Origin of the sequence: Bradyrhizobium lablabi, from assembly GCF_018129385.1 — a bacterium.
GTDB lineage: Bacteria > Pseudomonadota > Alphaproteobacteria > Rhizobiales > Xanthobacteraceae > Bradyrhizobium > Bradyrhizobium lablabi_C.
The window spans coordinates 359,460-378,676 of the sequence record NZ_JAFCLN010000005.1; the positions used below are offsets into that span (position 1 = coordinate 359,460).

Sequence of the window (19,217 nt, forward strand, 5' to 3'; positions counted from 1 at the left end):
GTTCCCTTGCCCAAGCTGTCCGGTGTCATCGAGACTGCGCTGTATGTCGATGACCTCGACCGCGCCCGCGAGTTCTACGAGGAGGTGCTTGGGCTCACGGCGCTGACGAGAGATTCCCGGTTTCTGGCCTTCGACGTTGGAGGCCGCAGCGTGCTGCTGCTGTTTCACCGGGGCTCGACGCTCGAAACGGTGCGCTTGCCCGGCGGCACGATTCCGCCGCACCACGGCAACGGTCCGATCCATGCGGCCTTTTCCATCGAGGCGGACGAACTGCCGGCATGGGAAAAGCGCCTGGGCGAGCATCGGGTTGCAGTCGAGGGGCGGACGGATTGGCCGCGCGGCGGGCGCAGCATCTATTTTCGCGATCCCGACCGCCATCTGCTGGAACTGGTCACACCGGGTGTTTGGGCGATTTACTAGGATAAATTGGGGTTGATTGGAGGTCTTCTCATCCAATTGAAACCCTTGAGGTCTTCACAGCAACGGTTTCGTTGCTATCTTTGGGTTAGAACGATTTGTCGCTCAGGCGGCACAGGAGATCGACTGCAATGGACACCACCGTCTCCAAGCCGAAGCCGCGGCCCCGGCCGCAGGTGATGAAGCTGACGGAAGCTGCTGCGAGCCGGATCAACGAGCTCACCCGGCGCGCCGATTCGGAGATTGTCGGCCTGCGGGTCGGCGTGAAGAACGGCGGCTGCGCCGGTCAGTCCTACACCGTCGAATATGCCCACGAGATCCGTCCCACCGACGAAGTGGTCGAGGACAAGGGCGTGAAGATCCTCGTCGACCCCAAGGCCGTACTGTTCCTGCTCGGCACCGAGATGGACTACAAGGCCGACAAGATGCAGGCGCAGTTCGTCTTCAACAATCCGAACCAGATCTCCGCCTGCGGCTGTGGCGAGTCGGTGCAGCTCAAGCCGGCCACGGTGTGATACATCAGGTCCTGCATGGACCGCGAATTCCTCATCGACCTCTTTGCCGATTTCGGCCCGGTGACGATCCGCCGGATGTTTTCCGGCTACGGCATCTCCGCGGACGGAATCAACTTCGCACTGGCGCTGCGCGCGGGCCTTTATTTCCGCGCGGATGAGGCGACGATCCCGCAGTTCGAGGCGGAAGGTTCAAAACCGTTTCAGTACCAGACGCGCGCCAAAACCGTGACGGTGAATTCCTACTGGCAACTGCCGGCGTGGCTGTTCGACGACACGGAAGATCTTGGCGTGTGGGCGAGGGCGGCTCTCGCCGCGGCCCAGCGCGCCGCGCTGAAGAAGCGGCCGAGGGCGCGGAAGGCGAAGGCCGCGCCGAAGAAGGCAAAGCGAGCCAAGCAGGCGACCAGGCCGAAAGCAGTCAAGAAGAAGTCCTTGCCGAGGAAAAAGACCTCATCCTGAGGAGCACGCGCCAGCGTGCGTCTCGAAGGATGGCCGCGGGCGAGACAGGGGCCTCATAGTTCGAGACGCCCTTCGGGCTCCTCACCACGAGGGTCCGGGATCAGGCCACTTGGCCCTGGAGCTCGGCAGTGTATTCCGGGTCAACTTCGCAGATCACGCGGTTGCGGCCGTTGCGCTTGGCGGCGTAGAGGCAGGCGTCCGCGCGCTCGATCAGCGCGTCGGTGTCGTCGCCGGGCTTGAGCATGGACACGCCGACCGAGATGGTGACGCGGCCCAGAATCTCGCCGGTCGATTTCTTCTTCAATTCCTTCGCCATGATGGCGCGGCGGATGTGGTCGGCAACCGTCAGCGCCTGGCGCAGCGCGGTGTTGGGCAGCACGACGGCGAACTCCTCGCCGCCGTAGCGCGCAGTGATGTCCTGGCCCTTGATGGTTTGCTTCAGCGACATGCCGACGAGGCGCAGCACCTGATCGCCGGTGAGATGGCCGTAGGAATCGTTGAACGACTTGAAGTGGTCGATGTCGAACATCAATAGCGACAGCGGCTCGCCATTGGCGAGCGCGGTCTGCACGGCGGTCTCGATCGATCGGTCGAAATATTTGCGGTTGCCGAGACCGGTGAGCGGATCGGTCAGGCTCTCGGCGCGGATCGCTTCCAGACTATGCTGGAGATTGCTGATCTCGGTCTTCGACAGCGACAGGCGGTCTTCCAGCGCCTTGTTGGTCTCGCGCATCTCGCGGGTGGATTTCACCAACATCTCGACGACCGCCTTGACCTGGTCGCGGTCCTTCGCGGACGAGAGTTTCTTGCTCGCGCCATCGAGGCTGGCGTCGTAGCTCTGCGACATGCCGAGCGCATCCGAAATCAGCTTCGTCACGTCGTCGATCTCGCCGATCACGCGTGCGCCGACCTTGTCGATGCGGTCGGAGGTCTTGATCTGGGAGAGATAGGTTTCGTAGATCTGCTCGAGATCGGCCTCGGTCAGCTTGCCGTTGCGCGCCAGCGTCTCGTTGATGATCTTGTTGAGGGGCGAATTGTATCCGGTCGCGTAGACGTACCAGATTTCGTAATTGCGGGGGACGGCCGTTTGCCTGAGAGACTTGATCTGGCCGAGCGCCACTTCGGCAAAAGCCATCGTGCGTTCGTGTTCGTCCAACAGCTTGACCACTGATCACATCCCCAAAAGCGAACAGCGCCGCTCGTTGCCCAGCAGCAATCACTTAAATAATTGCGGCCAAGCTAATTGAGGATAATGAACGCCGGGTTAAGCGGGGAACCGCGTTGTGCGGCGCGATCAAACGCGCGCGCGCACGGGCCTCAGCAGAAACGCGGGGAGATGCGAGTGATCGGCGGGCTCTGATTCCACGTCGCGGGAAATGCGCCGCGGTTCCGGGCGGCCGATCGACGGCACGCGCGATGCGGGCGCTTGTGGCTTCGGCGTCGAATTGCGGCCGCCGCTGGCCTGACGCGGCTCGCGTTCGCCGTTGCGCGCCTCGCGCTCACCGTGACGCGGCTCGCGCTCACCGTGGCGCGGCTCGCGCTCACGCCGGCCCTTGTTGCGGCCGCCGCGCGAACTCTCGCGCTTGCGTGGCTCACGCGGAGCCTCGCCGCCGGCGGATACCTCGGTGTGAACGGCAAAGTCGCCTTCGGTGCGCGGAATGCTTTGGCCGATCAGCTTTTCGATCGCTGCCATCGACTTGGTATCGAGCGGCGTGACGATCGAGATCGCGGTGCCGGAGCGGCCGGCACGGCCGGTGCGGCCGATGCGGTGAACATAATCATCGGGATGATGCGGCACGTCGAAATTGAAGACGTGGCTGACGGCCGGAATATCGAGGCCGCGCGCCGCGACGTCGGAAGCGACCAGCAGCGGGATTTCACCCTTGCGGAATTGATCGAGCGCAGCCATGCGCGCCGGCTGATCCATATCGCCATGCAGCGCGCCGACGCTGAAGCCATGCTTCTGTAGCGACTTGTGCAGGATGGCGACCTCGCGCTTGCGGTTGCAGAAGATGATCGCGTTGTTGAGGTCTTTTGCATCGCGTAGCAAGCGGCGCAGGATTTCGCGCTTCTCGTGCGCTTCGCGCCCGGCGGATACCTGCGACTGCGTCACGGTAACGGCGGTCGTCGCGGGCTTCGAGACTTCGATCTTTACGGGATTGTGCAGGAAGGTTTCGGTGATGCGGCTGATTTCCGGCGGCATCGTTGCGGTGAAGAACAGGGTCTGCCGCGTAAAGGGAACGAGCTTGCAGATGCGCTCGATGTCGGGGATGAAGCCCATGTCCAGCATGCGGTCGGCTTCGTCAATCACCAGCAATTCGACGCCGGTGAGCAGCAGGCCGCCGCGCTCGGTATGGTCGAGCAGCCGGCCGGGGGTTGCGATCAGGACGTCGACGCCGCGCGTCAGCTTGGAGTCCTGGTCGCCGAAGGAGACGCCGCCGATCAGCAGCGCGACGTTGAGTTTCTGGCCGGCGCCGTATTTGTCGAACTGCTCCTTGACCTGCGCCGCAAGCTCGCGCGTCGGCTCGAGGATCAGCGTGCGCGGCATGCGTGCCCGGGCGCGGCCCTTTTCGAGGAGCGTGAGCATCGGCAGCACGAAGGCCGCGGTCTTGCCGGTGCCGGTCTGGGCGATGCCGAGAACGTCGCGGCGGGCCAGAACCTGGGGGATCGCCTGATCCTGAATGGGAGTGGGGTTGGTGTAGCCGGTGGCCGCAACAGCGGCGAGAACCTTGTCGGACAAACCGAGATGGGAAAAAGACATTGAGCCTCTGATCGACACCGCCGTTCGGAATCGAAAGTAAAAAGGCTGTCGCGTTCAACCCCGAAACGGCGTGCTTTGATGAAGCTCAGGGGTGTTTGGTTACGCTGACGGGCGGCAAACCCAAGGGAATCGCGTTTCGATCCCGGGCCGCTATGACCGCGAACATAGGGTCGAAATGCTCAAAGTCAATCTTGGAACTGGCATAATGGGCGAAAAAGCTTAATGTTTTCGCACAAATAAGCGCCTTTTTGTCATTTGGCCTTCAAATGGAGGATGGTCGCCCGGCTCTCCCGTTTCCCGGCTTCGCCCCGCAACCTGAAGTCGCCGGGCGGCATCCCGTGGGCCGCACGGAAGGTCCGGTAGAAGGTTGCCAGGCTCTCATAGCCGCAGGCCTGTGCAATTTGCGACACCGGCCGCTCCGGCGCCTCGGTCAGCAGGCGCCGGCTTTGCCTCATGCGCTCCGCCGTCACGATCTGCGAAAAACTCGTCCCGGTGGCTTCAAACAGGCTGTGCAGATGCCGAAGCGAAATGCCGAGCAAATCCGCGACGAAAGGCGGCGATAGCCCGGCAAAGGAAAGATTGCGCGCGATCAGGCGCCGCGCCAGCGAGAGTTGGCCGACGCGGATGGCGGCCAGCGCGGCGCGGCTGGCGGGTTTGGCCACGCCGCGGCCGATCAGGGCAAGCTGCGCCAGCGCCTGCACCAGCGGCCTGGTCGCGGCCGGATCGCTCTCGTCGCCGGCTTCCGCCAGGTCGGAAAAGCAGGATTCCAGCAGCGGTGTCAGCGATGGATTTCCGGCAAACGGCTTTGGGAAGAGATCGCCGATGCCCGATCCCAGCGGCAGCTCGCGCGCGGGTATTTTGAGAATGCGCAGGTGAAAGCCGTCGGCGGCAAGCGGCGCGGTATTGTAGGGCAGGTCCGAATGGCTGGTGGCGAAGCGGCCGTTCTGGATCGTGAAGTCGCCGCTGCCATTGACGCCAAACCAGCCGCCGCCGCCAAGCTGCTGATAGATGCAAAGGCTGCCGCCGGGTGCATCGGCGATATCGGCCGAACTGCGCTCGACGCGATAGGGCGAAGCACGCAGCTCGACCAGCCCGGCATTGTCGAACCTGCGCAGCGTGAACTCGCCGAAGAAGTCCCGGCGGTGCTCCCGCTCGAGTTCGGCGGTCACCCCGAACAATCCCTTGGCGCGAACCTCGCGCCAGTAATCGAAGCGGTCCTTTGGATCGACCTGATCGGTAGACCATTTGTGCACGGCTGCGGGTCCCGGTGTCAGCGCGGGGCAGCCTATATCACGGACGTTGTGAAAATACATATTACAGGGCAGCAATCAGGGGATTCCCGCCGTAATTCGGCGGGATTGAACCGCCATTGCGGGTCGGCCGACTATGCATCAGGCGGCTGCTCCAGCCGCGGAACTTCAAGTCCACGGGGATTTCGATGAGGCGCTGGCTTTCCAGGGTTTTGGCGGCAACGGGCGTTGCCATGTTGCTGGCCGGTTTCGCGGCGCCCGCACATGCCGAAAAGCGTGTCGCGCTGGTCGTCGGCAACAACGATTACAAGTTCGTCCCGAAACTCCAGAAGGCCGTCAACGACGCCCGCACCATGGCCGATACGCTCAAGCAGCTCGGCTTCACGGTGATGGTGGCGGAAAACCAGAACCGTTCGGCGTTCAGCCAGAGCCTGCTCGCCTTCGACAAGGCGGTCGACAAGGGCGACACCGCCTTCTTCTTCTACGCCGGGCATGGCTTTGAAATCGCCGGCCAGAACTTCCTGCTGCCGACCGACGTGCCGGCCGCGACCGAAGGCCAGGAAGAGCTGGTGCGCGATGCCTCGATCCTCGCCGACCGCGTGATCGAGCGGCTACAGAACAAGGGTGTGCGCACCGCGATCCTGGTGTTCGACGCCTGCCGCAACAATCCGTTCGAGCGCCAGGGCACCCGTGCGGTGGCCGGCGGAGGCGGCCTTGCACCGATGACCCAATTGCCGGAAGGCGTGTTCTCGATCTTCTCCGCAGGTCCGCGGCAGACTGCGCTCGACCGTCTCTCGAACAATGACGAGAATCCGAACTCGGTTTTCACCCGAACCTTTGCCAAGGAGCTGACGCAGCCCGGCGTCAACCTCGTGCAGGTCGCGCAGCGCACGCGCCGCGCAGTCAGCGAACTGGCCCAGACCGTGCACCACAAGCAGTTCCCGGTTTTCTTCGACCAGATGATCGACGATGTCTATCTGGGCGGCGCGGCGGGCAAGCCGCAGCCGGAAGTGGCGGCCACCAAGCCTGCCGAGCCGCCGCAAAAGGTTGCGGCGCTCACGCAGGTGCAGCGGCCGCTGATGCAGAACGACTCCGTCAACGCGCCGATCGCATCCTTCTCGCGCCACAATGGCGGCTGGACGGTGGTGTTCTCGATCGCCGACCCCACGCTCGGCATTTCCTGGCGCATTGGCGAGGCCGGCGATTTCCGCGAGACCGGATTTATCGATACGCTCGATCCGCGCACCCGCAAGCGGATGCCGAACCCGTCGATCGAATTGCCGGCCGATGCGCCTGCGTCCGTCATCCAGGTTCGCTATGTCGATACGGCGGGCGACTTGCAGGGACCGTTCCCGATCCGCTTCGATCCCGAGGCTGCGCTGATCCGCGACCAGCGAAAAATCCTCGACATGACCGCGACGAGCTGGCTGTCGTTCCGCGAGTTCAACGGCCTGCTGGTCTACTACACGCACCTGATGTCCTACCGCTGCGCGATCCGCGAGGTGCGCGTCGGCATCGACACCGCGGTGCCGGACAAGGTGCTACAGATGCCGGCCTGCGACCCGCGCGATCCCAGCGCGATCCCGCACAGCGCGACGCCCTATCTGAAGCTCGCGCCGAACACCAAGTCGGTATCGGTGGAGCTCGTGTACCGCGACGGCAGCATGTCGGAGATCAAGAGTTTCCGGCGGTGACGTCATTCCGGGGCGCCCCTCTTCGCGAGCTTGGAAATCCATACGCCGTGGCGGCTGTCGTCCTGCGAGCTGGTCAACGGCTTTCCTTAACAAGAACGGCGCGTGGTTATGGATCACCAGTTGTGCATTGCGCACCATAGCTTGCGCCACGCGCGCCCGGAATGACGACGCAATTTCCGATTTGCGACGTGACCAGTGGATTTCTGTTTTCGAGACTTGATCATATTCTGAAATTAGAAGTTGTTTGCTTGTCTGCTGCAAGCCTCTTCGCGGCCGGGTGACAGGCACAGCTGTTTGCGGGTGACGTCCAGCTTGCGGATTCTTGACCGAGGTCACCTCGCGCAAACGACTTGCCGCGCGTGTGATAAATGAAGTTGCTCCGCAATTGCGACAAAAAATCTCAATCGCCGGAAATCAGTTAGTTATTGTCAAAATTTCGACTGGCCGCCAGCGGTAGATCCGACGTTAAACGATGCAGGTTTTGCAGCAATCGTTGCAATCATGGGCTATTCTGCCGGGAGCCCAATCGCAGCAAGACATGGAGTTGGCATGTCCGACGTCTCCCGAAGCGCAGCCATGGCTGCGCCGGCAACCATAAACGTCACACTGGAGGTCAACGGCCGGAGCTGCACGTTGACCATCGCGCCTTGGACCACCCTGTTGGATGCGCTGCGGGACCGTCTCGGTCTTACCGGCACCAAGAAGGGCTGCGACCAAGGGCAGTGCGGCGCCTGCACCGTACTGGTCGATGGAAGGCGCATCAACTCGTGCCTGACGCTCGCTGTCATGAAGGACGGCGCGAAGGTCACGACCATCGAAGGGCTTGAGACCGATGGGACGCTGCACCCGCTTCAGCAGGCCTTTATCGACCACGATGCCTTCCAGTGCGGTTATTGCACGCCCGGGCAGATCTGCTCGGCTGCCGGACTGATCGCGGAAGGGAAGGCCAAGACGCCAGACCAAATTCGCGAACTGATGAGCGGCAACATCTGCCGCTGTGGCGCCTACCCCAACATCCTTGCGGCAATCCAGCAGGCGATGACGGCCATGGGAGGCAAGTCATGATCAAGTTTCAGTATGACCGCGCTGCTGACGTGACCGACGCCGTGCGGCAGATCGCGGCCGATCCGGAAGCACGCTTCATCGCCGGCGGCACCAATCTCATTGATCTGATGAAGTACCAGGTCGAACGGCCGCCTCGTCTGATCGATATCTCGCGTTTGCCACTCACCTCGGTTGAGGAGACGCCGGGCGGCGGACTTCGCATCGGTGCGCTCGTGCCGAATACCGATCTCGCCTATCACCCGCTAGTCGAGCAGCGCTATCCGATCCTGTCGAGCGCGATCATGTCGGGCGCGTCGCAGCAGCTCCGCAATATGGCGTCGACCGGCGGCAACCTGGTGCAGCGCACCCGCTGCTTCTATTTCTATGACGTCACGATGGCTTGCAACAAACGGCAGCCCGGCAGTGGCTGCGCCGCGATCAAGGGCATCAACCGGATCAACGCGATCCTCGGCACCAGCGAATCCTGCATCGCCACGCACCCGTCTGACATGTGCGTGGCGCTCGCGGTGCTCGACGCCAAGGTGCACGTCACGGGACTCTCGGGCAGCCGCGAAATTGCCGTCGTCGATTTCCATCGTCTGCCGGGTGATACCCCGCAGATCGACAACAATCTGCGCCGTGACGAGATCATTACGGCGATCGAGCTGCCCGCACAGGGCTTTGCGGCCAATCACAGCTACCTCAAGATACGCGATCGGCTGTCCTACGCTTTTGCGCTCGTGTCGGTCGCGGCGGCGCTCGAGCTTGAGAGCGGGCGCATCAAGACCGGTCGCCTCGCGCTCGGAGGCGTGGCGCACAAGCCGTGGCGCAGCGTGGAGGCCGAGGCGGCGTTGCGCGGCCAGGCCGCTGGCCCGGAGACGTTTGCGCGGGCCGCAGAAATTGTGCTGCGCGATGCGAAGGGTTTCGGGCACAATGACTTCAAGATCGATCTGGCACGCCGGGCCATCGTCCGGACGCTGACGCAGGCCGCGAACGCTACTCCACAATCGCAGGCCGACAAGAGAATCCGATGAGCACGGATGTCAACCGGCGCGACCCGCTGGCCACGACGGTCGCGTTCGGGAGCATCGAAACGGCGAACGCGCAGGCGGCGGTGCAAGCAACCGCGCAACAACAGGCGAGCAAGTCCATGTCATCTTACATCGGCACCCCCACTTCTCGCGTCGACGGCCGTGCCAAAGTTACCGGGCAGGCCAAATACGCAGGCGAGCTCAATGTAGCCGGCCTTGTCTATGGCAGCGCGGTCGGCGCGACGGTAGCCAAAGGCCGCATTGTGCGGATCAATGCCGATGATGCACTGAAGGTGCCCGGCGTACTCGATGTTCTCACCCACCAGAACCGGCCGCGCATGGCGGACAACGACCAGGCCTACCGCGACGACGCCGCGCCCGAGAGCGGCGCGCCGTACCGTCCACTCTATGACGACAGGATCCTGTTCAACGGCCAGCCGGTCGCCCTGGTCCTCGCCGAGGACTGGGAGACTGCCCGCTACGCCGCCATGCTGGTGCGCGTCGAATACAAAGCGGAGGATCACGTCACTGACTTGCACGCCGCACGAGGGAGCGCGTTTGTTGTCGAGAAGCCCGAAAAGCCGCGCGGGGACGCCGCAAAGGCCTTTGCAGCCGCGGCGGTGCGCCACGAGGCGGAGTATTTCATTCCAATCGAGCACCACAATCCGATGGAATTGTTCGCCTCCACGGTGGTCTGGAGCGACGACGGCAAGCTCACGGTGTACGACAAGACGCAGGGCGTGCAGAACGTGCAGCGCTATCTGTGCGGCGTGTTCGGTCTGAAGTCCGACGACGTAACGGTGATGTCCCCGTTCATGGGCGGCGGTTTCGGCTCCGGGCTGCGCCCGCAATACCAGGTCGTGCTGGCCGTGCTCGGTGCGATGTCGCTGAAACGGCCGGTGCGCCTCGTGCTCAACCGCGCGCAGATGTATGGCGTCGGATATCGGCCGGCGACGATCGAGCGGCTCGCGCTCGGGGCAAGGGCCAATGGCGAGCTCGAGGCGATAACCCACGAGGCAATCGCCGTGACCTCGCAATACGAGGATTTCTCACGCAACGATACGGGATGGTCGGGTATTCTTTATAAGAGCCCGAATGCGCGCTACACGCACAAGCTTGCGCGTCTCGATCTGCCGACATCCGGCGATATGCGCGCTCCCGGCGCGGCGACTGGGGTTTATGCGCTGGAGGCTGCGATGGACGAACTCGCCGTCGCGCTCAAGCTCGATCCGGTCGAGTTGCGACTGCGCTGCTATTCGGATCGGGATCAGAACGAGGATCTTCCGTTCACCAGCAAGAGCCTGCGCGAGTGCTATCGCCAGGGCGCCGAGGCGTTCGGCTGGTCGAAGCGCAATCCGGAGCCGCGCTCGATGCGTGACGGCAAGGAGCTAGTCGGCTGGGGTATGGCAACCGGCGTCTGGGAGGCGTTGCAGATGCCGGCGTCCGCCCGCATCGTGCTGACCGCCAACGGCCACACCGAAGTCGCAACCGCCGCTTCCGATATCGGCACCGGCACCTACACGATCATGGCGCAGGTGGCCGCTGACCGGATGGGCGTGCCGATCGACAACGTTACCGTGAGGCTGGGCGACTCGACGCTGCCGGCGTGCCCGATCGAAGGCGGCTCATGGATCGCCGCTTCGGTGTCGCATGCCATCATCGGCGCTGCGGATGAGGTGCGCGGAGAGTTGCTGCGCATCGCAAAGACGATGCCGGACACCCCGTTCGCGGATGCCCTGGCAGGCGACGTCGTGCTGACCAACGGCAAGCTTGCGCGGGCGGGGGACGTCGCCCGTTCGGTACCGATTGCGGATGTCATGCGTCACGGCAAGGTCGAACACATCGAGCGGATCAAGGACAACACCTTCGCGGACATCAGCAAATATGCCCGCAACACGCATTCGGCAGTGTTCGTCGAAGTGAAGATCGACGAAGAGATCGGCATCATCCGCGTGACCCGCGCCGTGAGCGCGGTGGCGGCGGGACGCATCCTCAACCCCAAGACGGCCGGTAATCAGGTCGTCGGCAGCGTGGTCGGGGGGATCGGCATGGCGCTGCACGAGGAAACGCTGATCGATCACGCCTTCGGGCGCATCATGAACGCCAACATCGCAGAGTACCACGTGCCCGTGCACGCCGATATTCATGACATCAAGGTGATCTTTGTCGACGAGCCGGACAGCATCATCAATCCGCTCGGCATGAAGGGTGTGGGTGAGATCGGCATTGTCGGCGTGGCCGCAGCCGTCGCCAACGCGATCTATCATGCAACCGGAAAACGCGTGCGGGATTTGCCGATTACTCTTGATAAGTTACAGCGGCAATTGTAACGCCCGTGTTGCGCGTATCGGATCGAGTGGGAACGTCCGCTACTCGCCAGGGGGCGGACGTCGGTGATGAGCCCAGGTTAGCCACAATCGAACTACGTTCGGAGCTCGACCCATGGACGCTAGCGAGGAACGTCCGCACGGACGACACATGAAAGTCCGTTGCTGCATCGTGGGCGGCGGACCCGCCGGCATGATGCTGGGCTATCTGTTTGGCCGCGCCGGCATCGATGTCGTGGTGCTGGAGAAGCATGCGGATTTCTTCCGCGATTTTCGCGGCGACACCGTGCATCCCTCGACCTTGCAGGTGATGGACGAACTCGGACTGATCGAGGGTTTTCTGAAACTACCGCATCAGCGCCTACAGAAGATGGACGGCTTGTTCGGCGGCGCGCCGATACGATTGGCCGATCTCAGCCGGCTCCCCGTAAAATATCCCTTCATCGCCTTCATGCCGCAGTGGGACTTTCTCAACTTCCTGCGTGAAAGCGGCGAGCGGTTTCCTTCGCTCAAGGTCATGATGAACACCGAGGCGACCGACCTCATCCGCCGCGGCGACGCGATCGCCGGCGTGAAGGCGAAGACGCCGGAGGGCATGATCGAAATCGAGGCCGACCTCACCGTCGCCTGCGACGGCCGCCATTCGCTGGTGCGCGAGCGCGCCGGCCTTGAGGTCGAGGAGATCGGCGCGCCGATGGACGTATTGTGGTTTCGCGCCGGCAAGGCGCCTGACGAGACCGAGCGCATGTTTGCCCGCATCGATCCCGGCAAGATGATGGTGACGTTCGATCGCGGCGACTACTGGCAGTGCGCCTATGTCATCGCCAAGGGACAATACGACGCCGTGAAGGCGAGGGGACTGCAATCCCTGCTGGACGATGTCGTGCGGATGGCGCCGATTCTCAAATCCGGTATCGCGGACGTGAAGAGTTGGGATGACGTCAAGCTCCTGACGGTTGCGATCAACCGGCTGAAGCGCTGGACGCGGCCGGGCCTGTTGTGCATCGGCGATGCCGCGCATGCGATGTCGCCGGTCGGCGGCGTCGGCGTGAACCTTGCGGTGCAGGACGCGGTGGCGACCGCTAACATTCTCGCCGCGAGGCTGATGCAGGGCTATCGGTCCGAGGAGGATCTCGACGAGGTGCGCAAGCGGCGCGAGTTTCCGGTGCGCATGACGCAGCGCATGCAAGTCGTGATGCAGAACAACATCATCAGCATGGCGCTGAAGCCGGGCGACGCACCGCTACAGGTCCCGGCGGTCCTGCGATTGGTCACGGCGGTACCGTGGCTACAGGGAATCACCGCTCGATTTATCGGTCTCGGCGTCCGTCCCGAACATGTCCGTTCGCCGTCGGCGGGCAACTGAAGCAGCGCTCCGGAGACTCCTGCATATCCCGTGATCAGAGCCTGCCGGGAAATTGTGCAACCGGCGCGTGCCGGCCATTCCAAGAGTTGTAGAACTGCAACGCGCCACGGAAAACCGCTGTGCGCAGGCCACTTCTTGTCGGTTCATCGTCGCGCCTCTGATGAGACGCGCATAGGATTGGTTACGGAAATTTGCTTCTGGAAATTCTTTGCATTGGGGGACTGACATGCTCCGGAAATTTGGATGGGCTCTCGCAGCCGCTGCTTCGATCGCGGCATTTGGATCGGCCACCGCGGCTGACTTGCCCGTGAAGGCGCGCCCGGTGGTGGTCCCGGTTTACAACTGGACCGGCTGCTACATCGGCCTGAGCGCCGGCGGCAAGGGCATCGGCCTCGACGAGACGGTTCACACCACCGCGGTAGGGCCGTTTGCGGCCGCCGCGCTCGACCTTGGCCGGCGCGAAGCCGACACCTGGCTCGCGGGCGGTCAGGTCGGTTGCAACTATCAGGCGGGCAACTGGGTATTCGGTGTCGAGGCCGACGGGCACGCGCAGCGCTGGTCACAGACCGACATCCTGGCCGGCGTCATCCTTGCGCCGTTCGTGAATGGCAGCACCTTCGACCTTCACAGCGATTGGCAGGCTTCGGCTCGCGGCCGTATCGGTTACGCCATGAACCGCACCCTGTTCTACGGAACGGCCGGTGCCGCGTTTACCGAAGTTCGCTCCAGCACCAATTGGCTGCCCAACCCGCCGCTGCCCGGTGTCTTCACGAATCAGAGCAAGACCTTGACCGGTGTCACCGTCGGCGCGGGCGTCGAACATGCCGTCACCGACAATTTCACGCTCGGCCTCGAAGGCCGGTACTCCTGGTATGAGCGCACCCGGTTCGACCTCGGTCTGGTGCCGGTCGGCGTGATCGTGGGCGCGGCCGTGGTCCCGGTGTTTGCGCCGGGCTATCGCGACGTGAAGATCGAGACCGGCGAGATCCTGGTCAAGGCCAACTGGAAGTTCGGCCCGACCGCTGTTGTCGCCAGATACTGATCGTCCAAAGCTTCACCGCATTCAAAGCCCCGGCCTCAGCCGGGGCTTTTTTCTCGCCAACGGTGCCGCTCGCGTGCGGAAGACGATCGCGCCGGGATCGGTCGCCAACGAATTGTCAAGGATAACGGCGATTAAGCGCTGCGCGATTGCAGCGGCGCAGCGAATTTGAGGCCATCGAGCAAGAAAACTCACGTCGAAAAGCGTGGCGATTTCCAATTTGTAAGGCTCTCTCTGCAAAGGTGCACCCCGGACAACAAGAGGGGGGTACCAAATGTTCAATGCAAAACTGATTGCCGCTTTGACCGTTACGACAGCGCTGGGCGCAGGCGCTGCGTCGGCTGCTGATCTTGCTGCGCGGCCTTACACCAAGGCGCCGCCTGCCTATGTGGCCTCTATCTACAATTGGAGCGGCTTCTATATCGGCGGCCATGTCGGTGGCGCCTGGACGAACGAGGAGTGGGTCAACACGGCAAACACGACGGCGTTCGGCGATCTCGCCCCGGGCGAGGGATTCCGCCAGCGCGGATCGGGCGTGTTTGGTGGCGGCCAGGTCGGCTACAACTGGCAGGCCAGCAACTGGGTGTTCGGTCTCGAGGGCACCGTTTCCGGTCTCAACACCCGCGGTACCGTCGTCAACAACGTGTTCGGCTTCGGTTTCGACGATCAGTTCAGTTGGCGCGCCGACTGGATGGCGACGGTGACGGGCCGCGTCGGCTACGCCGTGGCCAACAATCTGTTCTACGTGAAGGGCGGCTATGCCGGCGTCAACAACCGCTTGTCGGTGGTCGATACCGTGCCGAATCCGTCCACGGGTTCGGGATCGCAGACCCAGTGGCATAACGGCTGGACTGTCGGCGCGGGCTGGGAATACGGCATCACCCCCAACTGGACCGTCGGTCTCGAATATGACTATTCGGCCTTCGAAAAGAAGAGCTATCAGCTCGGTGGTGCCGGGCCTGGCACCTACACCTTCGATGCACGGCCCAAGGATATCCAGTCGGCCGTCGTCCGCCTGAACTACCGGTTCGGCGGACCGCTCGTCGCGCGCTACTGAAGCCTGCTTCTCCACGATGAAAAAAAGCCCCGGCAGGTTGCCGGGGCTTTTTGTTTTTGCGCATTTCGCAATTTGCGCGCAGCTTCAGCCCATCACCGAATAACCGCCGTCGACCGGGATTGCCGTGCCGGTGACGAAGTCCGACGCCGATGAGGCGAGGAACACCGCAATCCCCGCAAAATCGTCGATCCCACCCCAGCGGGAAGCGGGCGTGCGCGCCAGCACGCGGTCGTGCAGCCCGTCGATCTGCTCGCGGGCGCGCTTGGTGAGGTCCGTGTCGATCCAGCCCGGCAGGATGGCGTTGACCTGAATATTGTCGCCGGCCCAGGCACAGGCGCAGGCGCGCGTGAACTGGACGATGCCGCCCTTGCTCGCGGCATAGGCCGGCGCAAAGCTGGCGCCGAAGATCGACATCATCGAGCCGATATTGACGATCTTGCCGCCGCCGGCCGCCTTCATCGCCGGATAGACCGCCTGCGAGCACAGGAACGCGCTTGTGAGGTTGGTCGAGATCACGCTGTCCCATTCGGCGGGATCGAGCGTGTGCGGCGGCTTTCGGATGTTGATGCCGGCATTGTTGACGAGGATGTCGATGCGGCCGAGCTCGCTTCCGACGCGCTCGGCCATCGCGGCGACCGCGCCCTTGTCGGTGACATCCGTGGTGACGGCGATGGTCCTGATGCCGCGTTCTGCAAGTTCAGCCGCGGCAGTCTTTGATTTGGCCTCGTTGCGGCCGACCACGGCGATCGCGGCGCCCGCCTCCGCCAGGCCGCGCGCCATGCCGAGCCCGATGCCGCCATTGCCGCCGGTCACGACAGCCACTTTTCCGCTGAGATCGAACAGTCCTGTTTTCATCGTTTCTTTCTTTCCGCTCCCGATGGAAAACCGACGGCAAGCGGCCGCTTGCGCATGGGTTCTCACTCCCTTTGCCGGCCGTCATGATCCCCGCATAGCTTTTTCAAAACAGGTGCGGGCGCGCGGCCGTATCTGTCGATCGAATACAATGACAGCCGTCCCGGCAAGGGCGGCCACGTGAGCAGGACGATTATTCTGATCGGAACGCTCGCCAACGCCGGCTGATTACCAGGCAACAAAAAAGCCCCGGCATATCGCCGGGGCTTTTCAGTTCAGTTCGGGAGGAGATCAGTACCGAGCCGCGATCGGAGCGCCACCCCAGTTGAAGCGGTAGACCAGCGAAGTGCTGATGGTCTGAACCCAAGGCTCGAAGGTGATTGCACTACCGGTCGGGCCGCCGCCGAAGCCCGGGGTGAATGTCGTCGGCAGAGTGACGCGATCATAGAAGGCAGAGCGATACTCGGTCTTCATGAACCAGCCGGGAGCCGTGATGCCGAACAGGTCCAGGTTGTTCTCGACGCCGCCGCCGATGAACCAGCCATTGCGGTCAAAGGAAGACGTGGTGGTGAAGGCAGGGCCACCAGGCGCGAAGATCGAGGACTGGGTAGTGCCCGACCAATCCGAACCAGAGTAACCGGCATTCACGTACGACAATACATTGGGAGCAACCAGATAGCCCAGTCGCACGCCAGCGGCCCAGCTGGTCTCGAGCTTGATGCGGCCTTCAGTGCCGAAGATGGGGTCGCTCAGCGAACCTTTGAGGCTTCCGAACTGGGCGTCACCGAAGATACCGGCCACCCACCGGCCGCCAAACTGCCAATCGTAGCCGGCACCGACCGTTCCGAACCAGCCATCGCCGCCCATCCGCTGATCGCGGGTCAGTGCAACGCCGGCAGGAACAACCGGAGGCGCGGTCACGACGTTGCTGTCGGCGTCCCAAAGTCCGCCGCCGCCGCCGCCGAAGATGTAGAAGCCGGTCCAGTTGTAGACCGGTGCCGGCGGAGGCAGCGCCTTGACAGGGCGAGCCGCCATATCGGCCGCAATGGCCGGTCCGCCGAACGCCGCGACCGCGGTCAAAGCCAGTACCAGTTTCTTCATGATAAATCCCTCAAAGTTCAGCGTCGAACGTGACGACCCTAGGCGCGTGTGCACCGATTCTCGAAACCCGATGCGGCAACTATACGCAGTTCGGCCGAAAATGCTGTTGCGAGGGAGGCACACTCGCCTGAAAACGGAGCGGCGCAAGATGCGCTGAAATCGCAGTTTTCAGGCTCAAAAAACGCAAAAAGGGCCGGAAATCCGGCCCCATCGCGCCATCGTGCCTCGCCGTTCCGCTTCAGACGTCCAGCAGTTCCTCGCTGGCAAACTCGGCCCGGTCGGAGATGAAGGCGAATCGCGCCTCGGCCTTGGTGCCCATGAGCCGCTCGACCGAGTCGGCGGTGCCATCGCGGTCGTCGGCGAGCAGCACAACCTTCAGCAGCGTGCGCCTGGCCGGATCCATCGTGGTTTCCTTGAGCTGCTGCGGGTTCATCTCGCCAAGGCCTTTGAAGCGGCTGACCTCGACCTTGGCGTTGGCGTGGAACTCGCTTTTCATCAGCGCATCCTTGTGCGCGTCATCGCGGGCATAAACCGACTTGTCGCCATGGGTGAGCTTGTAGAGCGGCGGCACCGCCAGATAGAGGTGGCCCTCGTCGATCAGCCGCGGCATTTGCCGGTAGAAGAAGGTGATCAACAGCGAAGCGATATGGGCGCCGTCGACGTCGGCGTCGGTCATGATGATGATGCGTGAGTAACGCAGATCCTCTTCGCGGTAATGCGCGAGCGTGCCGCAGCCGATCGCCTGCATGAGGTCGGCGAGTTGCGCATTCGCAGTCAGCTTGTCCTTTCCGGCGGAAGCGACGTTAAGGATTTTTCCACGCAGGGGCAGAATCGCCTGGGTCTTGCGGTCGCGCGCATGTTTGGCGGTGCCGCCGGCCGAGTCGCCTTCGACGATGAAGAGCTCGGAGCCTTCAGCCGCCGTGTTCGTGCAATCGGTGAGCTTGCCCGGCAGGCGCAGTTTCTTCACCGCGGTCTTGCGCGAGATTTCCTTCTCGGCGCGGCGGCGCAGCCGCTCGTCCGCGCGCTCGATGACGAAATCGAGCAGCTTGTTGGCCTGTAGCGGATTGCCCGACAGCCAGTGGTCGAACGAGTCCTTCACCGCCTGCTCGACGATGCGCTGGGCTTCGGCGGTGGCGAGGCGATCCTTGGTCTGGCCCTGGAATTCCGGCTCGCGCACGAAGACGCTGAGCATGCTGGCGGCGCCCACCATGACGTCTTCCGACGTGACCGGGGCAACCCGCTTGCCCTGGCCGACGCGTTCGCCGTGATCCTTCAGGCCGCGCAGCAATGCGCCGCGCAGACCTGATTCATGGGTGCCGCCATCGGGCGTCGGCACCGTATTGCAGTAGGAGGAGAGAAAACCGTCGGCATCCGCCGTCCAGGCCACCGCCCATTCGCAGGCGCCATGCGCGCCATTGCGGCCGCTCTTGCCGGAGAAGATATCCGGATGCACCAGCGTGTCGGCATGGATGGCGGCACCGAGATAGTCCTTGAGGCCGCCGGGGAAATGAAAGCTGTCCTCGGCCGGGACGTCCTCGACGCCCTTCAACAGCTCGCTCGCACACTTCCAGCGGATTTCGACGCCGCCGAACAGATAGGCTTTGGAACGCGCCATCTTGAACAGGCGCTGCGGCTTGAAGGCTGCTTTCGCGCCGAAGATCTCGGTGTCCGGCTTGAAGCGGATGCGGGTGCCGCGGCGGTTGTTGATCTTGCCGAGGTCCTCGAGCTTGCCCTTGGGATGGCCGCGCTCAAAGCTCATGCGATAGAGCTTTTGGCTGCGCGCGACCTCGACCTCGAGGCGCGAGGACAGCGCGTTGACGACGGACACGCCGACGCCGTGCAGGCCGCCCGAGGTTTCATAGACCTTGGAATCGAACTTGCCGCCGGAATGCAGCGTGCACATGATCACTTCCAGCGCCGACTTCTTCGGGAATTTCGGATGCGGATCGACGGGGATGCCACGGCCGTTATCGGTCACGGTCAGAAAACCGTCGGCGGACAGCTCGACCTCGATGAAGGTGGCGTGGCCCGCCAGCGCCTCGTCCATCGAGTTGTCGATAACTTCGGCGAACAGATGGTGCAGCGCCTTCTCGTCGGTGCCGCCGATATACATGCCGGGCCGGCGCCGCACCGGCTCCAGACCCTCCAGCACCTCGATGTCAGCAGCGGTATAGCCGGCCTCGGCGCCGCCGGACCGGGCGGCGACCTTGAGCTGCGCCTTGGCTTTGGCTTCGGGCGCCCCGAACAGGTCGTTATCCTTTGCTTTTGCAGCAGATTTCAATGATTTAGCCATTGTTCTTCATGTGT

At 63.2% G+C, this 19,217-nt stretch carries 16 protein-coding genes; 10 read left to right on the forward strand and 6 right to left on the reverse strand.

Translation table 11 applies throughout. The features are described 5' to 3' along the window. The first annotated feature begins 6 nt into the window (after positions 1–6). The 3 genes from JQ628_RS13695 (at position 7) to JQ628_RS13705 (ending at position 1,388) form a co-directional block, all read left to right on the forward strand. On the forward strand, positions 7–420 hold the full coding sequence (locus tag JQ628_RS13695; RefSeq protein ID WP_212223088.1) for a VOC family protein: 414 nt from the start codon (positions 7–9) through the stop codon (positions 418–420). A gap of 128 nt (positions 421–548) precedes the next feature. Next, positions 549–932 carry a HesB/IscA family protein gene (locus JQ628_RS13700; RefSeq protein ID WP_212223089.1) on the forward strand — a complete coding sequence of 128 codons (384 nt, stop codon included), beginning with the start codon at positions 549–551 and terminating at the stop codon, positions 930–932. Between the two features lie 15 nt (positions 933–947). Then, a complete protein-coding gene (locus tag JQ628_RS13705; protein WP_212223090.1) occupies positions 948–1,388 on the forward strand; it encodes a TfoX/Sxy family protein in 441 nt (146 codons plus the stop codon). 100 nt (positions 1,389–1,488) lie between these two features. Here JQ628_RS13705 and JQ628_RS13710 read toward each other — a convergent pair whose 3' ends face one another. The 3 genes from JQ628_RS13710 to JQ628_RS13720 all read right to left on the reverse strand — a co-directional run bounded on the left by JQ628_RS13710 (position 1,489) and on the right by JQ628_RS13720 (position 5,402). Continuing rightward, positions 1,489–2,556 carry a GGDEF domain-containing protein gene (locus tag JQ628_RS13710; RefSeq protein WP_212223091.1) on the reverse strand — a complete coding sequence of 356 codons (1,068 nt, stop codon included), beginning with the start codon at positions 2,554–2,556 and terminating at the stop codon, positions 1,489–1,491. Positions 2,557–2,682: 126 nt separating this feature from the next. Further along, complete coding sequence (locus tag JQ628_RS13715; RefSeq protein WP_212223092.1) at positions 2,683–4,149, reverse strand: DEAD/DEAH box helicase; 1,467 nt, start codon at positions 4,147–4,149, stop codon at positions 2,683–2,685. Positions 4,150–4,400: 251 nt separating this feature from the next. Next, complete coding sequence (locus tag JQ628_RS13720) at positions 4,401–5,402, reverse strand: helix-turn-helix domain-containing protein (RefSeq protein ID WP_212223093.1); 1,002 nt, start codon at positions 5,400–5,402, stop codon at positions 4,401–4,403. 185 nt (positions 5,403–5,587) lie between these two features. Between JQ628_RS13720 and JQ628_RS13725 the strand changes: the two genes are divergently transcribed. From JQ628_RS13725 to JQ628_RS13755, 7 genes are all read left to right on the forward strand, one after another. Continuing rightward, positions 5,588–7,093, forward strand: a complete 1,506-nt coding sequence (locus tag JQ628_RS13725) for a caspase family protein (protein ID WP_212223094.1) — start codon at positions 5,588–5,590, stop codon at positions 7,091–7,093. Between the two features lie 549 nt (positions 7,094–7,642). Continuing rightward, on the forward strand, positions 7,643–8,158 hold the full coding sequence (locus tag JQ628_RS13730) for a (2Fe-2S)-binding protein (RefSeq protein WP_212223095.1): 516 nt from the start codon (positions 7,643–7,645) through the stop codon (positions 8,156–8,158). After that, complete coding sequence (locus JQ628_RS13735) at positions 8,155–9,171, forward strand: FAD binding domain-containing protein (RefSeq protein WP_212223096.1); 1,017 nt, start codon at positions 8,155–8,157, stop codon at positions 9,169–9,171. Before JQ628_RS13730 ends, JQ628_RS13735 begins: the two co-directional genes overlap by 4 nt. Before the next feature lie 116 nt (positions 9,172–9,287). Beyond that, positions 9,288–11,498 carry a xanthine dehydrogenase family protein molybdopterin-binding subunit gene (locus tag JQ628_RS13740; RefSeq protein WP_212223165.1) on the forward strand — a complete coding sequence of 737 codons (2,211 nt, stop codon included), beginning with the start codon at positions 9,288–9,290 and terminating at the stop codon, positions 11,496–11,498. 112 nt (positions 11,499–11,610) lie between these two features. Continuing rightward, entirely contained in the window at positions 11,611–12,861 is a 1,251-nt protein-coding gene (locus JQ628_RS13745; protein WP_212223097.1) for an FAD-dependent oxidoreductase, read from the forward strand. 226 nt (positions 12,862–13,087) lie between these two features. Then, on the forward strand, positions 13,088–13,903 hold the full coding sequence (locus JQ628_RS13750; RefSeq protein WP_212223098.1) for an outer membrane protein: 816 nt from the start codon (positions 13,088–13,090) through the stop codon (positions 13,901–13,903). A 271-nt stretch (positions 13,904–14,174) separates the two neighbouring features. Continuing rightward, positions 14,175–14,957, forward strand: a complete 783-nt coding sequence (locus tag JQ628_RS13755; protein WP_212223099.1) for an outer membrane protein — start codon at positions 14,175–14,177, stop codon at positions 14,955–14,957. 84 nt (positions 14,958–15,041) lie between these two features. Here JQ628_RS13755 and JQ628_RS13760 read toward each other — a convergent pair whose 3' ends face one another. From JQ628_RS13760 to parE, 3 genes are all read right to left on the reverse strand, one after another. Beyond that, a complete protein-coding gene (locus JQ628_RS13760) occupies positions 15,042–15,812 on the reverse strand; it encodes an SDR family NAD(P)-dependent oxidoreductase (protein WP_212223100.1) in 771 nt (256 codons plus the stop codon). 288 nt (positions 15,813–16,100) lie between these two features. After that, positions 16,101–16,910 (reverse strand): outer membrane protein, encoded by an 810-nt coding sequence (locus JQ628_RS13765; RefSeq protein WP_212223101.1) that lies wholly within the window; start codon positions 16,908–16,910, stop codon positions 16,101–16,103. Positions 16,911–17,148: 238 nt separating this feature from the next. Continuing rightward, positions 17,149–19,203: a DNA topoisomerase IV subunit B gene (gene parE / locus JQ628_RS13770; RefSeq protein ID WP_212223102.1), complete on the reverse strand. Its 2,055-nt coding sequence runs from the start codon at positions 19,201–19,203 to the stop codon at positions 17,149–17,151. Positions 19,204–19,217 lie beyond the last annotated feature (14 nt).

What these genes read in the sequence shown, in the direction of transcription:
- JQ628_RS13700 (WP_212223089.1), top strand. Translation starts at nt 549, where the DNA reads ATGGACACCACCGTCTCCAAGCCGAAGCCGCGGCCCCGGCCGCAGGTG.
- JQ628_RS13705 (WP_212223090.1), top strand. Translation starts at nt 948, where the DNA reads ATGGACCGCGAATTCCTCATCGACCTCTTTGCCGATTTCGGCCCGGTG.
- JQ628_RS13715 (WP_212223092.1), bottom strand. Translation starts at nt 4,149, where the DNA reads ATGTCTTTTTCCCATCTCGGTTTGTCCGACAAGGTTCTCGCCGCTGTT.
- JQ628_RS13725 (WP_212223094.1), top strand. Translation starts at nt 5,588, where the DNA reads ATGAGGCGCTGGCTTTCCAGGGTTTTGGCGGCAACGGGCGTTGCCATG.
- JQ628_RS13730 (WP_212223095.1), top strand. Translation starts at nt 7,643, where the DNA reads ATGTCCGACGTCTCCCGAAGCGCAGCCATGGCTGCGCCGGCAACCATA.
- JQ628_RS13735 (WP_212223096.1), top strand. Translation starts at nt 8,155, where the DNA reads ATGATCAAGTTTCAGTATGACCGCGCTGCTGACGTGACCGACGCCGTG.
- JQ628_RS13740 (WP_212223165.1), top strand. Translation starts at nt 9,288, where the DNA reads ATGTCATCTTACATCGGCACCCCCACTTCTCGCGTCGACGGCCGTGCC.
- JQ628_RS13745 (WP_212223097.1), top strand. Translation starts at nt 11,611, where the DNA reads ATGGACGCTAGCGAGGAACGTCCGCACGGACGACACATGAAAGTCCGT.
- JQ628_RS13750 (WP_212223098.1), top strand. Translation starts at nt 13,088, where the DNA reads ATGCTCCGGAAATTTGGATGGGCTCTCGCAGCCGCTGCTTCGATCGCG.
- JQ628_RS13755 (WP_212223099.1), top strand. Translation starts at nt 14,175, where the DNA reads ATGTTCAATGCAAAACTGATTGCCGCTTTGACCGTTACGACAGCGCTG.
- JQ628_RS13760 (WP_212223100.1), bottom strand. Translation starts at nt 15,812, where the DNA reads ATGAAAACAGGACTGTTCGATCTCAGCGGAAAAGTGGCTGTCGTGACC.
- JQ628_RS13765 (WP_212223101.1), bottom strand. Translation starts at nt 16,910, where the DNA reads ATGAAGAAACTGGTACTGGCTTTGACCGCGGTCGCGGCGTTCGGCGGA.
- parE (WP_212223102.1), bottom strand. Translation starts at nt 19,203, where the DNA reads ATGGCTAAATCATTGAAATCTGCTGCAAAAGCAAAGGATAACGACCTG.